The organism is Amycolatopsis sp. WAC 01416 (genome assembly GCF_003947485.1).
Taxonomy (GTDB): Bacteria; Actinomycetota; Actinomycetes; order Mycobacteriales; family Pseudonocardiaceae; genus Amycolatopsis.
In genome coordinates this window covers 314,461-330,240 of record NZ_QHHX01000008.1, presented here as the reverse complement: position 1 = coordinate 330,240, position 15,780 = coordinate 314,461, and the positions used below count along the sequence as shown (strand labels likewise).

The 15,780-nt window shown below is 68.7% G+C and carries 12 protein-coding genes; 8 read left to right on the top strand and 4 right to left on the bottom strand.

Annotated elements, in window-relative coordinates; all coding sequences use genetic code 11:
- Positions 1 to 88: 88 nt before the first annotated feature.
- Positions 89 to 652 carry a dihydrofolate reductase family protein gene (locus DL990_RS27870; RefSeq protein WP_125785689.1) on the top strand — a complete coding sequence of 188 codons (564 nt, stop codon included), beginning with the start codon at positions 89 to 91 and terminating at the stop codon, positions 650 to 652.
- A gap of 13 nt (positions 653 to 665) precedes the next feature.
- Here the strand turns inward: DL990_RS27870 and folP are convergent, their stop codons facing one another.
- A complete protein-coding gene (gene folP / locus DL990_RS27865; protein WP_199746624.1) occupies positions 666 to 1,532 on the bottom strand; it encodes a dihydropteroate synthase in 867 nt (288 codons plus the stop codon).
- A gap of 174 nt (positions 1,533 to 1,706) precedes the next feature.
- Between folP and DL990_RS27860 the strand changes: the two genes are divergently transcribed.
- Positions 1,707 to 2,885 carry a glycoside hydrolase family 105 protein gene (locus tag DL990_RS27860; RefSeq protein WP_125800407.1) on the top strand — a complete coding sequence of 393 codons (1,179 nt, stop codon included), beginning with the start codon at positions 1,707 to 1,709 and terminating at the stop codon, positions 2,883 to 2,885.
- A 54-nt stretch (positions 2,886 to 2,939) separates the two neighbouring features.
- On the top strand, positions 2,940 to 3,944 hold the full coding sequence (locus tag DL990_RS27855; RefSeq protein ID WP_125785687.1) for a helix-turn-helix domain-containing protein: 1,005 nt from the start codon (positions 2,940 to 2,942) through the stop codon (positions 3,942 to 3,944).
- A gap of 422 nt (positions 3,945 to 4,366) precedes the next feature.
- On the opposite strand, the gene DL990_RS27850 is transcribed toward DL990_RS27855, so the two are convergent.
- Positions 4,367 to 5,938: an alkaline phosphatase gene (locus DL990_RS27850; protein ID WP_125785686.1), complete on the bottom strand. Its 1,572-nt coding sequence runs from the start codon at positions 5,936 to 5,938 to the stop codon at positions 4,367 to 4,369.
- Positions 5,939 to 5,981: 43 nt separating this feature from the next.
- On the bottom strand, positions 5,982 to 6,638 hold the full coding sequence (locus DL990_RS27845; RefSeq protein WP_199746623.1) for a hypothetical protein: 657 nt from the start codon (positions 6,636 to 6,638) through the stop codon (positions 5,982 to 5,984).
- Between the two features lie 144 nt (positions 6,639 to 6,782).
- On the opposite strand from DL990_RS27845, the gene DL990_RS27840 reads away from it, so the two are divergent.
- The 5 genes from DL990_RS27840 to DL990_RS27820 all read left to right on the top strand — a co-directional run bounded on the left by DL990_RS27840 (position 6,783) and on the right by DL990_RS27820 (position 14,546).
- Positions 6,783 to 9,734 carry a BTAD domain-containing putative transcriptional regulator gene (locus DL990_RS27840; RefSeq protein WP_125800406.1) on the top strand — a complete coding sequence of 984 codons (2,952 nt, stop codon included), beginning with the start codon at positions 6,783 to 6,785 and terminating at the stop codon, positions 9,732 to 9,734.
- A gap of 135 nt (positions 9,735 to 9,869) precedes the next feature.
- On the top strand, positions 9,870 to 11,105 hold the full coding sequence (locus DL990_RS27835; RefSeq protein ID WP_125800405.1) for a hypothetical protein: 1,236 nt from the start codon (positions 9,870 to 9,872) through the stop codon (positions 11,103 to 11,105).
- Between the two features lie 196 nt (positions 11,106 to 11,301).
- Entirely contained in the window at positions 11,302 to 11,400 is a 99-nt protein-coding gene (locus tag DL990_RS42475) for a BBE domain-containing protein (RefSeq protein WP_370451379.1), read from the top strand.
- A gap of 94 nt (positions 11,401 to 11,494) precedes the next feature.
- Positions 11,495 to 12,715 (top strand): glycoside hydrolase family 88 protein, encoded by a 1,221-nt coding sequence (locus tag DL990_RS27825; protein WP_125800526.1) that lies wholly within the window; start codon positions 11,495 to 11,497, stop codon positions 12,713 to 12,715.
- An 814-nt stretch (positions 12,716 to 13,529) separates the two neighbouring features.
- Complete coding sequence (locus DL990_RS27820) at positions 13,530 to 14,546, top strand: autoinducer 2 ABC transporter substrate-binding protein (RefSeq protein ID WP_370451378.1); 1,017 nt, start codon at positions 13,530 to 13,532, stop codon at positions 14,544 to 14,546.
- 1 nt (position 14,547) lies between these two features.
- Here the strand turns inward: DL990_RS27820 and DL990_RS27815 are convergent, their stop codons facing one another.
- Entirely contained in the window at positions 14,548 to 15,768 is a 1,221-nt protein-coding gene (locus tag DL990_RS27815) for a serine protease (RefSeq protein ID WP_233620593.1), read from the bottom strand.
- Between the last annotated feature and the right edge of the window lie 12 nt (positions 15,769 to 15,780).

Genomic DNA, 15,780 nt, shown 5'->3' with positions numbered 1-15,780 from the left:
TAACGTACACCATGTGTCCGGCGGACACATCGCTCTCCTGGGGACACAAGAGCGTCCGAGAGATACTTCACTGGGAAGGAACAGCGCCATGCGCAAGTTCAAGCTGCAGGTCCAGACCACCGTCGACGGCTACATGGGTGGCCCGGAAGGCGAGATGGACTGGATGACCATGCCGTGGACCGACGACGTGAACGCCTACGTCGGCCCACTCTGGGACCCGGTCGACTGCATCGTGCTGGGCCGCAACCTCGCCGAAGGGTTCATCCCGGCCTGGCAGTCGGACATGGAGGGAGAGACGCAGGAGACCATCGACAAGATGAACAACACGCCCAAGGTGGTGATCTCGAACAGCCTCACCGAGTCGCCTTGGGAGAACGCCACCGTGGCGGGCGGGGATCTCACCGAGATCGTGCACAAGCTCAAGGACCAGCCGGGCGGCGACATCATCACCTCGGGTGGCGCCCGGCTCGCGGCGGATCTGATCGCCAAGGGCCTGCTGGACGAGATCCACCTGTTCGTCAACCCGACCGCGATCGGCGCCGGCCTGCCGGTGTTCCCCGCGCTCGGCGGCAATCAGCCGCTGCGGCTGGTGCGGTCCAAGACGTTCGAATGCGGGATCACCGCGCTGCACCTGGAGCCGAAGAGCTCCTGAGCCGGGGAGGGTGTCAGGCCAGCCCGCGGATCGCGCGCGCGGGCGGCCGCACCCCCTGGATCGACGCGACCATCTCCAGCACCTGCCGAGTGCGCCTGACCTCGTGCACCCGGAACACCCGCGCCCCCTCGGCCGCCGCCCATGCCGTCGCGGCGAGGGTCCCGTCGACCCGCTCCGCGAGCTCCACACCGAGCGTCTCGCCGACGAAGTCCTTATTGGACAGTGCCATCAGCACCGGCCACCCGGTGACGGCCAGTTCCCGCGCGTGCCGCAGCAGCGCCAGGCTGTGCCACGTGTTCTTGCCGAAGTCGTGGGTCGGGTCGATCAGCACCCCCTCACGCGGGACGCCGAGTGCCACGACCGCCTCGGCGTGCGCCGTCGTCTCCGCGACGACGTCCGCGACGATATCCGGGTAGTTCACCCGGAACGGGCGGGTGCGCGGGACGGCGTTCCCGGTGTGCGAGCAGACGTAGCCGGTGCCGAACTCCGCGGCGACCTCGGCCAGTTTCGGATCGGCTCCCGCCCAGGTGTCGTTGATCAGATCCGCGCCCGCCTCCGCCGAACGCCTGCCCACCTCGTGGCGCCAGGTGTCGACGCTGATCACCAGGTCGGGATGCAGTTCGCGGATCCGCTCGACGAACGGGACCACCCGCCGGATCTCTTCCTCGACGTCGACCTCCGCACCGGGCCCGGCCTTGACCCCGCCGATGTCGACGATGTCGGCGCCGTCGGCCACCGCCTTGGCGACGGCGGCGAGCGCGTCCGGATCCGAGAAGGTCGCGCCCTTGTCGTAGAAGGAATCGGGGGTCCGGTTGACGATCGCCATGACCAGGGCGCGGTCCCGGGCGACGCGGCGCCCGCGGAAGGTCAGCTCGTTCACGCACCGATCGTAGGCGAGCGGAGGCCGCCGCGGAGAGTGCCGCCCATCGGGACCGTCCCGGACACCGGGAGCAGCCATTGACTCGCCGTCGAGCACCCGAGTAGACGTTGTCCCGCAAGGAAGTTCAGCCCGGCGAGTCGCCTCCCCGGTTTCCCGGTGCAGGAAGGGCCTCGAATGTCATCGGATCCTCTTCACGCGGCACGGCTTTCCCGGCGCACGGTACTGGCGGGAACCGCGGGCGCCCTCGGCGCGCTCACCCTGCCCGGCGTGGCCACCGCGGCGCCGGTGGACCGGTCGCGGGCGATCGTCGACTCGACGATGCAACGCTTCACCCCGGCCACCCTCGGCGGCTGGAGCTACACCCGGGGCCTCTACCTCTACGGCCAGTACCTGGTGTACCGGCGCACCCGCGAGAAGTCCTATCTCGACTACATCCTCGCCTGGTACGACCGGTTCGTCACCGAGAGCGGGATTTCCAACGGCTTCACGAACCTGGACGCGATGCGCTCCGGGCAGATGTTCCCCTTGCTGTACACCGAAACCGGGCAGGCGAAGTACAAGACGGCGGCGGAGCAGCTGCGCGGCCGGTTCCCGTCCTATCCCCGGACGTCCGACGGCGGGATGTTCCACGCCACGAGCAAGGTCGGACAACTGTGGGCGGACGGCGTGTACATGGCGCAGCCGTTTCTCGCCCTGTACGGCAAGACCTTCGGCGACACCGCTTACTGCTACGAAGAGGCCGCGAAGAACGTCAGCGTCTACTTCGACCGGCTCAAGGAGCCCGCCAAGGGCCTGCTCTACCACGCCTACGACGAGGACGGCTCGGAACCGTGGGCTTCGGGCGCCGGGCGGCATTCGAAGTACCACTGGGGCCGCGCTATCGGCTGGCTCGGGATGACGGCGATCGACCTGCTCGAGATCCTCCCCCGTGACCATCCGCGCCGAAAGCGGCTCGTCGACGTCGTCAGGTTCCTCGCGGCGGGCTACACCCGCTGGCAGGACCGGGCCTCCGGCCGCTGGTTCCAGGTCGTCGACCGGGGCGGCGACAAGGACAACTGGCTGGAGACGTCGGCTTCGGCGATGTACACCTTCCTGCTCTCCCGAGCGGTGGAACGCGGCTACGTCGGCGCGGAGTACGGACCCGTGGCGGCGAAGGGTTATCGCGGGGTCCTGTCCCAGGTTTCGACCGGAGCCGGCGGGTTGACCGATATCGCAAACATCTCCGAAGGCACCAATGTCGGCGACACGGCGTATTACTACGCACGCAAACGCAATACCAACGATTTCCACGGTCTCGGCGCGTTTCTCATCATGAATGAGCAATTGGGTTTCCCCGGCAGTGCCGGGTATTGACGGGAGGCGCTAACATCGCGTGCTGCGACGCCCACTCCCAGGAGGGACGACCGGATGCGCGAGACGCCGCCCCCGGCTTCTTATACCCGGCTCGAACTCGGTGACACCAGCACGATCCCGATCGGGGTGACGGTTTCCCCGCACGTTTCGCTGGTTTCGATGCTCGTCGAGGTCGTCGGCGGGTACGACCGAGGTATGCCCGCCGCCTGGCGCCGCCAGGTGGGCTCGGCGATCCCCGAACAGGGATACCGCGCGGCGAGCGCGCTCGCCCGCCGGGGCACCTCGGTCCAGCCGGATTTCATCGTCCCGATCAGCCCCGGCGAGGACTCTTCCGCCGCCGCCCAGGCGGAAATGCTGCGCGACCTGACGGAAACCGACGTCCTGAAAGGCCTCGAAGAGGTTTTCGGCGACCGGTTGCCCGCGCAGTGGCGGCAGGCCGCCGACCATCCGAGACGCTGGGTCGCCTCGCTCGCGGACGCCTTCACCGCGACCAGAGTGGCGACCGAAAGCCTCTGGACCAGGGCCCGTCCCCTGCTCGACCGTGAGATCGAACGTATCGGCGTCGCCTCCGTCCGAGGCGGGACGGACGCGGTACTCGGCCTGCTGCGGCCGCATTTCCGGTTCAGCAACGGCTGCCTGCTGCTGCCCGACGCGGAACCGGCGCGGTACACCACGCGCGGCCGCAAACTGATCCTCGTCCCGATGGTCGCGGGCGCCCGCTCGGTGGTGTCCAACTTCGACGAAGAGGACGCCATCTGGATCGGCTACCCGCTGCCGGGGCTGGACGGCCTGCTCGACAGCGGCAGGCCCGAAACCGCCCCCGGCGTCGAAGGGCTCGACCTCGTGGTCGGCGCCCACCGCGCGAAACTGTTGCGGCACTTGGGAAAGCCCGCCCGGATGGGGGAGATCGCGAATCTGCTGTCGTGTGCCGCCAGCACCGCGACCTATCACTGCGAACAGCTCGTTTCGGCCGGGCTGATCCAGCGGCACCGCGAGGGCCAGGTCGTCCTCGTCGTCCGGACGCCTCGCGGTGACGCGCTGGTGGACCTGCTGTCCTGACTCACGAGTACCCGCGCCACCAGTCAGGCGCTCACGTGAGTTTTCGCGATCCTGGGGATGTCGTGAAGGGCCCCTTTGAGACGATGAAGGTCCCAAAGGGGCCATTCACGACATCAGAGGTCGACGCCTGGCCATCGGAAGCGCTGAAAGGAACCGCAGGTCCGTGAAGGCCTCCTTGAGGGACTCTGGGTCCCTCAAGGGGTCCTTCACGGACTCGGGCATCACCACGTTCGCCCCACATGCACCAGCAGCCACAACAGTGGCGCGTGAAGGCCCCCTTCCCCAGTACATGAAGGACCCCTTCACCGCGCCAGGCGCAAGGAAGGGGTCCTTCATGTACTGGGGAAGGTCACTGGCGCCGAGCCCGGCAAGAACGGTAAACCCGAATCGCCACTCGCGAGACCCAACGCCCAGCCGCTGTCTTACACCCTCTGGAGCCCAGGCTTCCCCGCCTCGACGACGTAGGACCGGTCCGCGGCAAGAGTCACCTTCGAGAAGTCGTACTCGCTGGTGTCCGAAACCGTCATGAAGTCGGCCCGCATCTGCGTTTGCGACGCCGTCACCCGGACGTAGCCGCGCTTTCCCCGGCAGTACTTGACGTGCGGGTTGTTCGAGAGCCAGGTCGACGACGGATCGGTCGCGGTGTCGCTGTTGCTCGTGACCGAGGTCGTCACCAGTTCCGAACCGAACACCGGGTCGCTGTGGTTGAAGTAGTCGCGGCGCAGGTCGGCCGCCCAGTGCCGGTGGACGTCGCCGGTCAGCACGATCGGGTTCGGCACCTTGCGGTCCACGATGCCCTTCGCGATCCGGTCGCGGGAGGCCTCGTAGCCCTGCCAGGAGTCGGGGCTCTCGCAGGTCGCCTTGTTGCCGTCGCCGTCACGGGTGGCGAAGAAGACCTGCTGGCCGAGGAAGTCCCACTTCGCCGGATGCGTCTCCAGCGCCTTCAGCAGCCAAGCCTCCTGCGTCGTGCCCAGGATGCTGCGCGACGTCGACCGCATGTCGGTGCACGACGGCCCCGCCGTACCGGACGGGTCGGGCACCTGCGCGTTGCGGTACTGGCGGGTGTCGAGCATGTGGAACCGGGCGAGGTTGCCCCAGCCGAACTGCCGGTACAGCCGGATCGACGCGCCGCTCGGCTTGGCGGTGGACCGGATCGGCATGTTCTCGTAGAACGCCTGGAAACCGGCGGCCTTGCGGTCCGCGGTGGCCGGGCTGGCGGTGCCGTTCCAGTTGTTCATCACCTCGTGGTCGTCGAAGACCACGACCCACGGCGCCATCGCGTGCGCGTTCTGCAGGTCGGCGTCGGTCTTGTGCTGGGCGTGCCGGGCGCGGTACTGGGCCAGCGTCGTCACGTCGTCGGTGAAGGCCAGCCTGCGCGGGTTCCGTTCCGCGGCGGCGCGGCCGGACTTCCGCTCGTACATGTAGTCGCCGAGGAACAGCACCAGTTCCGGGTTGTCGGCGAGCATTCCCTTGTACGAGTGGTACCAGCCCTCCTCCCAGTGCTGGCACGAGGAGAAGCAGTACTTCAGCTGGTTCACCGCGGCACCGGCGGCGGGCGCGGTCCGCGTCCGGCCGACCGGTGAGATGTAGCCGCTGGTCTTGAACCGGTAGAAGTACTCGCGGCCCGGCTGGAGGCCGACCGGCTCGATGTGCACGCTGTGCCCGGAGGCGCGGGCCGCGGTCGCGGTGCCGCTCTGGACGACCGAGGAGAACGCCTGGTCGTTCGCGATCTCCCAGTCCACTGTGTACGAAGCGTCCGGCATACCGCCGAAGCCGTCGGGGTTCAGCGGCGCGGGAGCGAGCCGCGTCCACAGCACGACGCTGTCCGGGAGGGGATCACCCGAGGCGACACCGAGCTGGAACGGATCGTGGATGGCGGGCGCCGCCGCCATCGTTCTGGCGTTCGCCCATGAAGGCAACGTCGACGACAAGGCAGCCGCCGAAACCGCCGCGGCTCCACCGAGGAGTACCGCCCTCCGGTTCACCTGACCCATGAGAATTCAACCTTTCGAAGTGGGGAAAGAACGGGGAGGGATTTCACGCGGCGTAATCGGTGATGCCGCCGCTACAGGCTTCGAGGGTCGGATTCGCGGCGGCGTTGGCGACGCAGACCTTGTAATAGACCCACGATCCCTTCGCGACCGGCACGGCCTTGTCGACGTGGGTGCCGTTGCCGCCGGAGGCCCAGACGTAGAACGGGCCGGCGCCACCCTTCAGCCAGTAGGCGACCACGGCGGACTTGCCGTCGGCGTCCTTGTCGTAGACGAGGAAATGAGCATCCGATGAACGGAACTGGCCCTCGCCCGCGCAGACGCCGGTGGAACATTCGGCGCTGCCGGAACCGACCCCGCAGTCGGGCGCGATCCGCTGGTCGGAGCCGGTGTAGACATATCCGTCCGAGATGTAACCGCCGAGCGCGGGAACGTAGTCCCACAACGTCGTGGTGCCCAGCGGACCGGTGACCGAGGTCCCGATCGTCTGGCAGTCGATGGTCACCGTGGCCCCGTTGGCCACCGTGCGCACCGCGGTCGAGGTGGTACTCGGGGCGCGGCGCACGTTCAGCGGATCACCCGCCGTCTTCACGGTCCCGGTGGCCGCGGCCAGTGCGGGAGTGGCTCCGGCGAGGCCGAAGGCGCCCGCCGTCACCAGCACGAGAAAGAAACCGGCGAGCCGCCGGACACTTGAACGCTTCATGGCTTCAGCGTCGACCGGCGTCGTACACATCACGTACAAACGCCGACGAGGTGTCTGCACATGCATGCGAATGGATCTAGCCAACCATGGCGGGACGGCAATATTATCGGCGGATATGGGGCTCCTGCCGTATTGGCGGTTTAGGTGACTATTCTCGGGTTTCGCGTTCTCGGTCCGCTCGAAGTGGCGGTGGACGGACAGGTGGTGCCGCTCGGCGGCCCCAAACCGCGCCTGCTGCTGGCCGCTCTCCTGCTCCAGCCCAACGTCGTCGTCTCCACCGAACTCCTGATCGAGGTCCTGTGGCCTTCGTCGGCGCCACGTTCGGCGGCGGCGAACATCCGCACCTACGTCCACTCACTCCGCAAACGCCTCGCCGACCACGACCCCGAACTCGGGGAACGCATCGGGAGCCGGGCCTCCGGGTACATCCTCAAGGCCACACCCGGGGAGATCGACCACATCCGCTTCGGCGAATTGGCCGCCCACGCCCAGTCCGCGCTCGGCCGAGGGGAGGCCGAATCCGCTCTTGACCTGCTGGATCAAGCCGAAGCGCTGTGGCGCGGAGAAGTACTCGAAGGCCTTCCCCACGACCACGGCTGGGGCGCGACCGTGGCCAGGCTGACGGAATTGCGGCTCGCGGTCCAGGAACAGCGGCTACGGGCCAGGATCGAACTCGGCCGGACCGCCGAGGCCGTCGCCGAACTGCGCGGCCTGGTCACCGAACATCCACTGCGCGAGGAACTCTGGCAGCAGCTGATCGTCGCGTTGCGGGCCGACGGCCGCACGGCCGACGCGATCGAGGCCTACGAAACGGCCGAGAAGGTGCTGGCCGACGAACTCGGCACGGAACCGGGTCCGCGGCTGAAGGAACTGCGGGCTTCGCTGATCGTGGCGCCGCCCGTGAGCCCGGACGCCGTGGCCGTCGCCCTCCCCCGGCCGATGGCGCCGGTCTGCCAGCTGCCGCTGGACCTGCCGGACTTCACCGGCCGCGACGGGGTGGTCGGCGATCTCGTCGGCCTCTTCCGTGACCGACGTGAGCAGGGAAAACCCGCGATCGTGGTGCTTTCGGGCGCGCCTGGGATCGGCAAGTCCTCCGTCGCGATCCGGGTGGCGCACGCGGTCCGCGACGATTTCCCGGACGGTCAGCTGCACGTCGACCTCGCCGGGACGTCGTCCTCGCCCCGGCCCCCGATGACCGTGCTCGCCGAGCTGCTCCGCGCGTTGGGCGTCCCCGACGCGGGGCTGCCGCGTGAGCTTCCCGAACGCGCGGCGTTGCTGCGGTCGCGGCTCACCACCTTGCGGATGTGCGTCGTGCTCGACGACGCCGGCAGCGCGGCCCAGGTCCGGCCGCTGCTGCCCGGCGCGGGCTCCTGCGCGGTCCTGATCACCAGCCGGGTGCGGATGCCGGATCTGGCCGGGGCCAGCCCGGTCGACGTCGAACTCCTGCCCGAGGCCGAGGCCGCGACGCTGCTCGAAGGCATCGTCGGCACCGACAGGGTCGCCGCCGAGCCGGAGTGCGCGGCCGCGATCCTGCGCCACTGCGGGTACCTGCCGCTGGCGATCCGGGTCGCCGGGGCGAAGCTGACCCACCGGCCGGGCTGGACGTTGCGCGTGCTGGCGGACAGGCTTCGGGACGAGAGACGAAGATTGGACGAGCTCCGCGTCGGCGATCTCGCCGTCCGGGCCAGTGTCACCCTCAGCTACGACCTGCTGCCGATGTCCGCGGCGACCGCGTTCCGCGGCCTCGGCGGACTCGGCTCGGTCCAGTTCCCCGGCTGGGTGGTCGCGGCCCTGCTCGGCCGTACGCACGGTGAAGACGTCCTCGACGTGCTGGTGGACGCCCATCTGGTCGAGCTCAGCGGCTCGGACGGCACCGGCGAACCCCGCTACCGCCTGCATGACCTGTTGCGGTGTTACGCCCTCGAACTACGCGCGCAGGACGTCCCGGCGAAAGCGCACGACGCCACGAAACGGGTGCTGGAGGGTTATCTCGCGCTCGCGGTCGAAGCCGCGGACCGGCTGCCGATCCATTTCTTCGGGCTCTACCGGGACGACACCGCCGTCCAGCCCGCCCTCCCGCCGGGGACCGCGCAGCTGATCGAGGATCCGGCCGCGTGGTTCGCCGCCGAACGGCACACCTGCGTCGCCGCCGTCTCGCTGGCCGCGGACCTCGGCTTCGACGCCCTGGCCTGGCGCCTCGCCGCGGCACTGGCGCCGTACTTCGACCAGCGCGGGCACCAGGACGACTGGCTGCACACGCACGCCGTCGCGCTGGCCGCCGCGCGCCGGTCCGGCGAGGTCCGCGGTGAGGCGATCATCCAGCGCAACCTCGGGCAGATCCAGCTCTACCAGGACAGTTACGCCGAAGCCCTGGTCGCCTTCGAGCAGTCGCAACTGCTGTTCGACAAGATCGGCGACGCGCGGGGCGCGGCGATCGCGCTGGCCGGGCTCGGCACCGTGCTGCGGATCAAGGGCGAGGACGCCGTCGCGCTGGAGCATTGCCACGCGGCGCTCGACCAGTTCGCGGCGGCCGGTGATCCGCACGGCGAGGCGGTCACGCGGATCGCGATCGGCGCGGTGTGGCTGGCGCGGCGCCGGTACGCCGACGCGGAAGGCTGGTTCACCGAGGCGCTCGAACAGTCCGCGCGCATCGGCGACCGGCACCGCGAGGCGCACGCGCTGAAGCGGCTCGCGATGCTGCGGCAGCATCAGGGCAACCTCGCGGGCGCGCGGGAGCGGGTCGACCGGGCGATCGCGATCTTCAACGAACTCGGCGACGACCATTGCGTCGGCTACGCGAACCAGAACCTCGGCGAGCTGTACCTGCACAGCGGCGACCTTGCCCACGCGCAACTGCTGCTGGTCAATTCGCTGAGCGTGCACCGGCGCAACGGGGACCGCCGGTCCGAGGCCGAGGTGTCGCAGTTGCTCGGGGAACTGCACGAGGCGCTGAGCCAGCCCGAACGGTCGCGGACGTATTCGGAACGCGCGCTCGCGCTGTGGCGTGAACTCTCCGCGCGACCACAGGAATCCGCGCTCGCGTCGCGTCTGCAGGAATCGGCGGAAGCCTCTTACGGCGACTCCGCCAGCGCCTGACCTTTTCGCAATTCGGCACCTGAATGCGGGTTTCACCCACCGCAATCAGGTGCCGACTTGCGTTTGTATCGATCGTGTACACGACCCGGCGAAGCTCCCTTCATAGCAACCGAGAGTGCTCGAAGGGAGACCGGAATGGTCCGGACCGTTAAGGCCCGCCGGGTGATGGCGGCCGTACTGGCTGTGCTGGCATCGGGGGCGGTCACCGCGCTGGCCGCCAGCCCGGCGAACGCCGCCCCCGAAGGAAGCTGGCGCGCCGACTTGTCCACTGTGGACGGCGACGACGTCAACGTCCGCAGCGACGGCGGCGTGCTCAGCCTGGAAAACGCCGCCTGGCACAGAAAACCCGACTCCATCGGCAGCCAGGGCTACCTGCTGCTGGCCGAGCAGAAGCTCGGGAAGCCGGTGAACCGGGTCTCCGCCCAGGTGACCGCCGACGCGCCGAAGGGCACCGAGGTCGAGGTCGCCGTCCGCGGCAAGCTCAACGGCAACGACTGGACCGAATGGACGCCCACCGAGGGTGGCGCCGCCCAGCTGTCCACTTCGGTCTCCACGGTCCAGGTCCGCATCGGACTGCGCACGGTGAACGACGGCGTGACCGCGAAGGTCAGCGATGTCACCCTCCAGGGTGAGCTCGGCCCGCAGGTCAACGCGATCGGCGCGGCCGCCGCCCCGCTGACGTACAAGGTCTACGGCACCCGCGAAGGCCTCGTCGGCGGAACCACGGCCAACGGGCACGTGATCAAGTCCCGCGACCACTTCGTCGCCCTCCCCTCGGGCCGCGGCCTGGCGCCGAAGAACACGGGCAACTACACCGTGCGCATCTGCCGCACCGACAACAGCCGCTGCGAATACGCGCCGGTGTGGGACGTCGGCCCGTGGAACACCAAGGACGACTACTGGAACCCGTCGGCCACCCGTCAGATGTGGAAGAACCTGCCGCAGGGCAAGCCCGAAGCGCAGGCCGCCTACCAGGACGGCTACAACGGCGGCAAGGACGAGTTCGGCCGCAAGGTGGCCAACCCGGCGGGTATCGACCTCGCGGACGGCACCTTCTGGGACGGCCTGAAGATGACCGACAACGGCTGGGTCAACGTCTCCTACCTGTGGACCGGCTCCGGCCCGACCGGTGTCGTCAGCACGGCGGGCGACCCGATGAACGTCCGGGCCTCGGCGAGCACCAGCGCGGCGATCAAGGGCCTCGCGGCGAACTACGCGAAGGTCACCATCGAATGCTACGTCGAGGGCGAGACCGTCACCGGCAAGTTCGGCACCAGCAACATCTGGGACCGGATCGGCCCGGGACACTACATCTCCGACACCTACCTGCAGACCGGATCGGACCTGCCGGTGGCACCCAAGTGCTCGTGACGCACTCCTGATCGCGAAGGCCCGGCGCACCCCATAGCGCCGGGCCTTCGCCCTTTCGCCCGCGCGGGCGGCCCTGGAGCGAGGCCGTCGGCCAGCGACACTGTGCAGGACACGTTCTCGACGGTGCACGACGACGCGACCGCGGCCGGGCGCGGGCGCTGCGGGAAGAACTCCTGCCGCGTTCCGACAATTACGGGTGCGTACGGCGAAGTACGCGCGGTCGGCCGCGATCAAGGCGGTGTACGACCCGGACAATGTGTTCCGACATAATGCGAACATCCGTCCCGCTGAGTGACGCGGTTATTCACAACCGTGAATGCTCTTCACAAGTCCGTAATCGTCGTGCGAAACTCCCGTGACGCATTTCCCACTGACGAATGGCGGGCATTGTGAGCGTTTCCCGGCGAACCCTGTTGACCACCGCCGCCAGTGCCGCCGTCGCGGCCACCGCGATCACCCCGGCCGCCACCGCGGCCGAGCAAGACGCCAACGGGCTGAGGACTTTCCGCCGGACGGCCGATTACGCGGTGACCAAACTGCGGGCCGTCGCACCCGGCGTGACGGCCTTTCCCGAGATCACCCGGTTCGAGAAATGGACCTATTCGCAGAACGGCGGCTGGATCGGCGGATTCTGGCCGGGGACTTTGTGGCTCGCCGCGCTCTACAGCGGCGATCCGCAATTCCGCACCCTCGCCATGGCTTCGGCGGAAAAACTCGCGCCGCGACAGCACGAGACGCGGGACCACGACCTCGGATTCCTGTTCTACCCATCGTGGGTGACCGGCTGGCGGCTCACCGGCGACGAGAAATGGCGCACCGGCGCGCTCAACGCCGCCGCGTCGCTCATCCAGCGCTACAACGAAAAAGGAAAGTTCATCCGGGCATGGGGCGCGCTCGGCACCCCGGGCAACGCCGGCCGGGTCATCGTCGACACGATGATGAACCTGGACCTGCTGACCTTCGCGAGCAAGCAGACCGGTGACCGCAAGTACCTCGACATCGCCGTCTCACACGCGAAGACCACCGAACGGGTTTTCCTGCGCCCGGACGGTTCGACCCCGCACGTGTTCGACTTCGACCCGGCCACGGGCGCCGAGATCGGCCCGAACACCGTGCAGGGCTACAGCCCGACGTCCTGCTGGTCGCGCGGTCAGGCGTGGGCGATCTACGGATTCACCACGATGTACCGGCGCTCCGGCGACCCGCTGTTCCTGCGGACCGCGCAACGCCTGGCCGACTTCGCGCTGCGCGCCCTCACCCCGGACAACGTGCCGGTGTGGGACTACCTCGCGCCGCAGGCACCGCACGACATCAAGGACTCCTCCGCCGGCGCCGTGATGGCGTGCGGCCTGCTCGACCTCGCGAAGGTCACGAACCGGCCGCAGTACCGCGAGGCGGCGATCCGGATCCTCACCGCGTTGTGCGACACCTGCCTGACCACGAACTCCACCCGCGCCGACGCGATCATGGCGCGAGGGACCCGCAACCGCCGCGCCGAGGACGGCGTCGAGGTCTCGTTGCCCTACGGCGATTACTACCTGCTGGAGGGCATCCTGCGGGTGCTGATGCCATCGGAGATCGACAAGGCGATCGACCTGTCGAGCGGCTGACCCGGCGGTGGTGCTCGGTCCGGTGGGTCGCGAGTGGCGATTCGGGTTCTATTGAGGGGTAAGGCGAAGGTGGCAGGTTGCGAAAGCCACTTTCGCAACCTTCAACGTTGCGAAAGTGGCTTTCGCAACACCGAGGGCAGGGTACGGCTGCGAAGGGGGGCGCTTCGCTACGCCGGAGGCGTGCCCTCGCTGGACACATGGTCAAGATGCGTCGCGAAAGCCACTTTCGCGACGCCTGACGTCCCAGAAGTGGCCTTCGCGAGACGGCCGCGAGCGAATCCCTGCGACCCGACACCTTTGCGTTACCCCGCAATAGCCCGAATGGCCACTCACGACCCACCGGCGACGGACAGCGCGCCCTCGATGGTCGACGATGTAGGAACTGGGACGTTCAGTGTCCCGATTCGTACGTCTTCGCGAAGGCGCCGACCTCGGACCTCGGTCTACGGAGGATCGGGGACACTCAACGTCCCCGATCCTCCGTTGATCAAGCTCAAAGCCAGGCGAGTGGGGAGGATTTGGGACGTTGAACGTCCCAAATCCTCCCCACTCGGCCCTGCCCACATCACCCGCTTCGCGGCCGACTCGCCGATCAACCGCTCACCGACACCTACCCGGCTCCCCACCCACAATCACCCAAAGTCACCCCCGTAGGCCGACCCGGTAATCAGGCCAGGTCGATGAACTCACTTCCGTAACCCTTTGCGCTCATCCGGTTGACCGGGGTAACCGGAGACCCTAGTTTCGCCGGAGGTCTCCACCGCGCGCAGACCGATCGGCTGGGTTCAAGTGGTTCCGTGACTATGGGGTGGAGATGCGAGGGCCGACGAAGACGCTCGTCGTTGCCACTGTGCTCGTTTTGGGCATGGTGTTCGGGCTGACCGGCTGCACCGGTGAAGAACCGGCGGGGCTGGCGGCCAAGCCGATCCGGATCGCGTTCGTGCCGAAGGTCGCGGGCATCCCGTACTTCGAGGCGATGAACACCGGCGGGCAGGCCGCGGCGAAACAGCTCGGTGTCGAATGGTCCTCGACGGGCCCGGCCACGGTGGACCCCGCGGCGCAGGTTTCGATCGTGCGCGGCCTCGTCGACCAGCAGGTGGACGTCATCGCGATCGCGCCGAACGATCCAAGGGCGATCGCGCCCGCGATCGCCGACGCGCGGGCCAAAGGCGTCCACGTGATCACTTCGGACACCGACGCGCCCGGCACCGATCGCGAACTGTTCGTCAACCAGGCGACCCCGGAGGGCATCGGAAAGGCGCTCACCGACGCGTTGATGAAGAAGATGGGGAACGCGGGCAAGTACGCGATCGTCTCCTGTGGCGAGACCGCCGAGAACCTCAACGCGTGGATCGCCGTCCAGCGCGCCTACACCGCTTCGCAGTATCCCGGAGCGCAGCTCGTCGAGACGGTCTACGCGGGCGAGGACAAGGACACCGCCACCGCGCTCGCCAAAGAGCTGATGACCAAGTACCCGGACCTCACCGGTCTGGTCGGCGAGTGCACGACGTCCGCGCCCGGGGTCGCCGAGGCGGTCCGTTCGCAGCAGAAGATCGGCCGCGTCTTCACCGTCGGGGTCGGGACGCCGCAGGCGATCAAGCCGTACCTGCTGGACGGTTCCTCTTCGCTTTCGGTGCTGTGGAACGTCGAATCGCTCGGCTATCTCACCGCTTGGGCGGGTAAGCAGATCGCCGAGGGCAAACCGCTCGGCCCGTCGAACAAGGTCAATCTCGAACTCCCGGCGATCAAGTACGAGGAAGGCACGAAGACCGTGCTGCTGGGCGACCCGCTGCTGATCACGCGCGAGAACGTCGACCAGTTCAAGTACTGACTCACCGGGCCCGCCGGACGGCACCCGCCGCCGCGCCACCACCGAGGATCAGCACCAGCGCGGTCAATCCCCACCGCCGTTTCTCCTTCGTGCGGGCGTGCGGATCGGTCTCCGCAGCCTCTTCCTTCCGTTCCCTCGGCGACGCCGAACGAGACGGCTTCGGCACGGCGACGGGTGGCGGGACCACCTTCGGGGTGGGAGTGGGCGCCGAACTCGACGAAGGCGTCGGTGTCGGCGTCGGCGTCGGCGTCGGACCAGGGCTGGAGCTGGGGGACGCGCTCGGCGATGGACTCGCGCTGGGAGAAGGGGTGCGAGACGGAGTAGGCGTGGGAGCCGGGGTCGGCGTAGGCGTCGGTGTCGGCTTGGGCGGTTCCGGCTTGGGCGGTTCCGGCTTCGGCGGTTCGGGGAGCTCGGCCGCGGTGAGGCAGCCCGCTGCGTCCGAACCCGCCAGCGGCGGTCCCGAACGCACCGCGGTCACTTGCCCGCTCCGATCCAGCCGGTAGAGCACGCTGCGCCCGCCGATCCGGTTCGCCGTGGCGTACAGGGCACCGTCGCGGCCGAGCACGACCGAGCCGTAGACGTCGGCAGGCGGGAAACGCGCGTCTTCGGCTTCGCGGACCTTGCCGGACGCCGGGTCGATGGTGATCACGGCGCCCTTTCCGCGCCAGGTGGTGGAAACGCCGTAGAGCAGTCCGTTGTGGTACGCGAAGTCGTTGACGTCGTGGGCGAGGGTGATCGGCCGCAGGAACACCGTCTTGATCACCCGCAGGTACCGCTCCCCCGGTGTCAAGTCCACTGTGTACAGTGTGCCGTTCCTGAGCAGATACCAGGAATTCCCGCCGATCGCGCCGGCGGTCACCCCGGCGACCGGGCTCCACACCGGCAGCCGGTTCCCGGCGCGGGTGATCGGGCCGAGGTCCTGGATGTCGCCGTCACGATCGATCGTGACCGCATGCGCGCCACGGCTGAGTCCTTCGGCGACACCGAAGACCCGGTCCCGCGTCGCGGAGTAGCCGAGCGCGTTGAGCCGGTAACCCGAATCGGTCACTCTCGACGTGACCCCCGAGCCGACGTCGATCCAGCGCAGCTTCGACTTCCCGTGCGACCCGGTCTCCGCCTGCACCACCAGGCAGGACTCGGCGGCGCGCGCGGCCATGGGGGCCAGCAGCGCCGACGCCCCCACCAGCCCCGCGACGGCCACCGTCGCCGCCGTCCGCGTCACACCGTCCACGGT

What these genes read in the sequence shown, in the direction of transcription:
- DL990_RS27820 (WP_370451378.1), top strand. Translation starts at nt 13,530, where the DNA reads ATGCGAGGGCCGACGAAGACGCTCGTCGTTGCCACTGTGCTCGTTTTG.
- DL990_RS27845 (WP_199746623.1), bottom strand. Translation starts at nt 6,638, where the DNA reads ATGAAGCGTTCAAGTGTCCGGCGGCTCGCCGGTTTCTTTCTCGTGCTG.
- DL990_RS27850 (WP_125785686.1), bottom strand. Translation starts at nt 5,938, where the DNA reads ATGGGTCAGGTGAACCGGAGGGCGGTACTCCTCGGTGGAGCCGCGGCG.
- DL990_RS27860 (WP_125800407.1), top strand. Translation starts at nt 1,707, where the DNA reads ATGTCATCGGATCCTCTTCACGCGGCACGGCTTTCCCGGCGCACGGTA.
- DL990_RS27855 (WP_125785687.1), top strand. Translation starts at nt 2,940, where the DNA reads ATGCGCGAGACGCCGCCCCCGGCTTCTTATACCCGGCTCGAACTCGGT.
- DL990_RS27870 (WP_125785689.1), top strand. Translation starts at nt 89, where the DNA reads ATGCGCAAGTTCAAGCTGCAGGTCCAGACCACCGTCGACGGCTACATG.
- DL990_RS27835 (WP_125800405.1), top strand. Translation starts at nt 9,870, where the DNA reads ATGGTCCGGACCGTTAAGGCCCGCCGGGTGATGGCGGCCGTACTGGCT.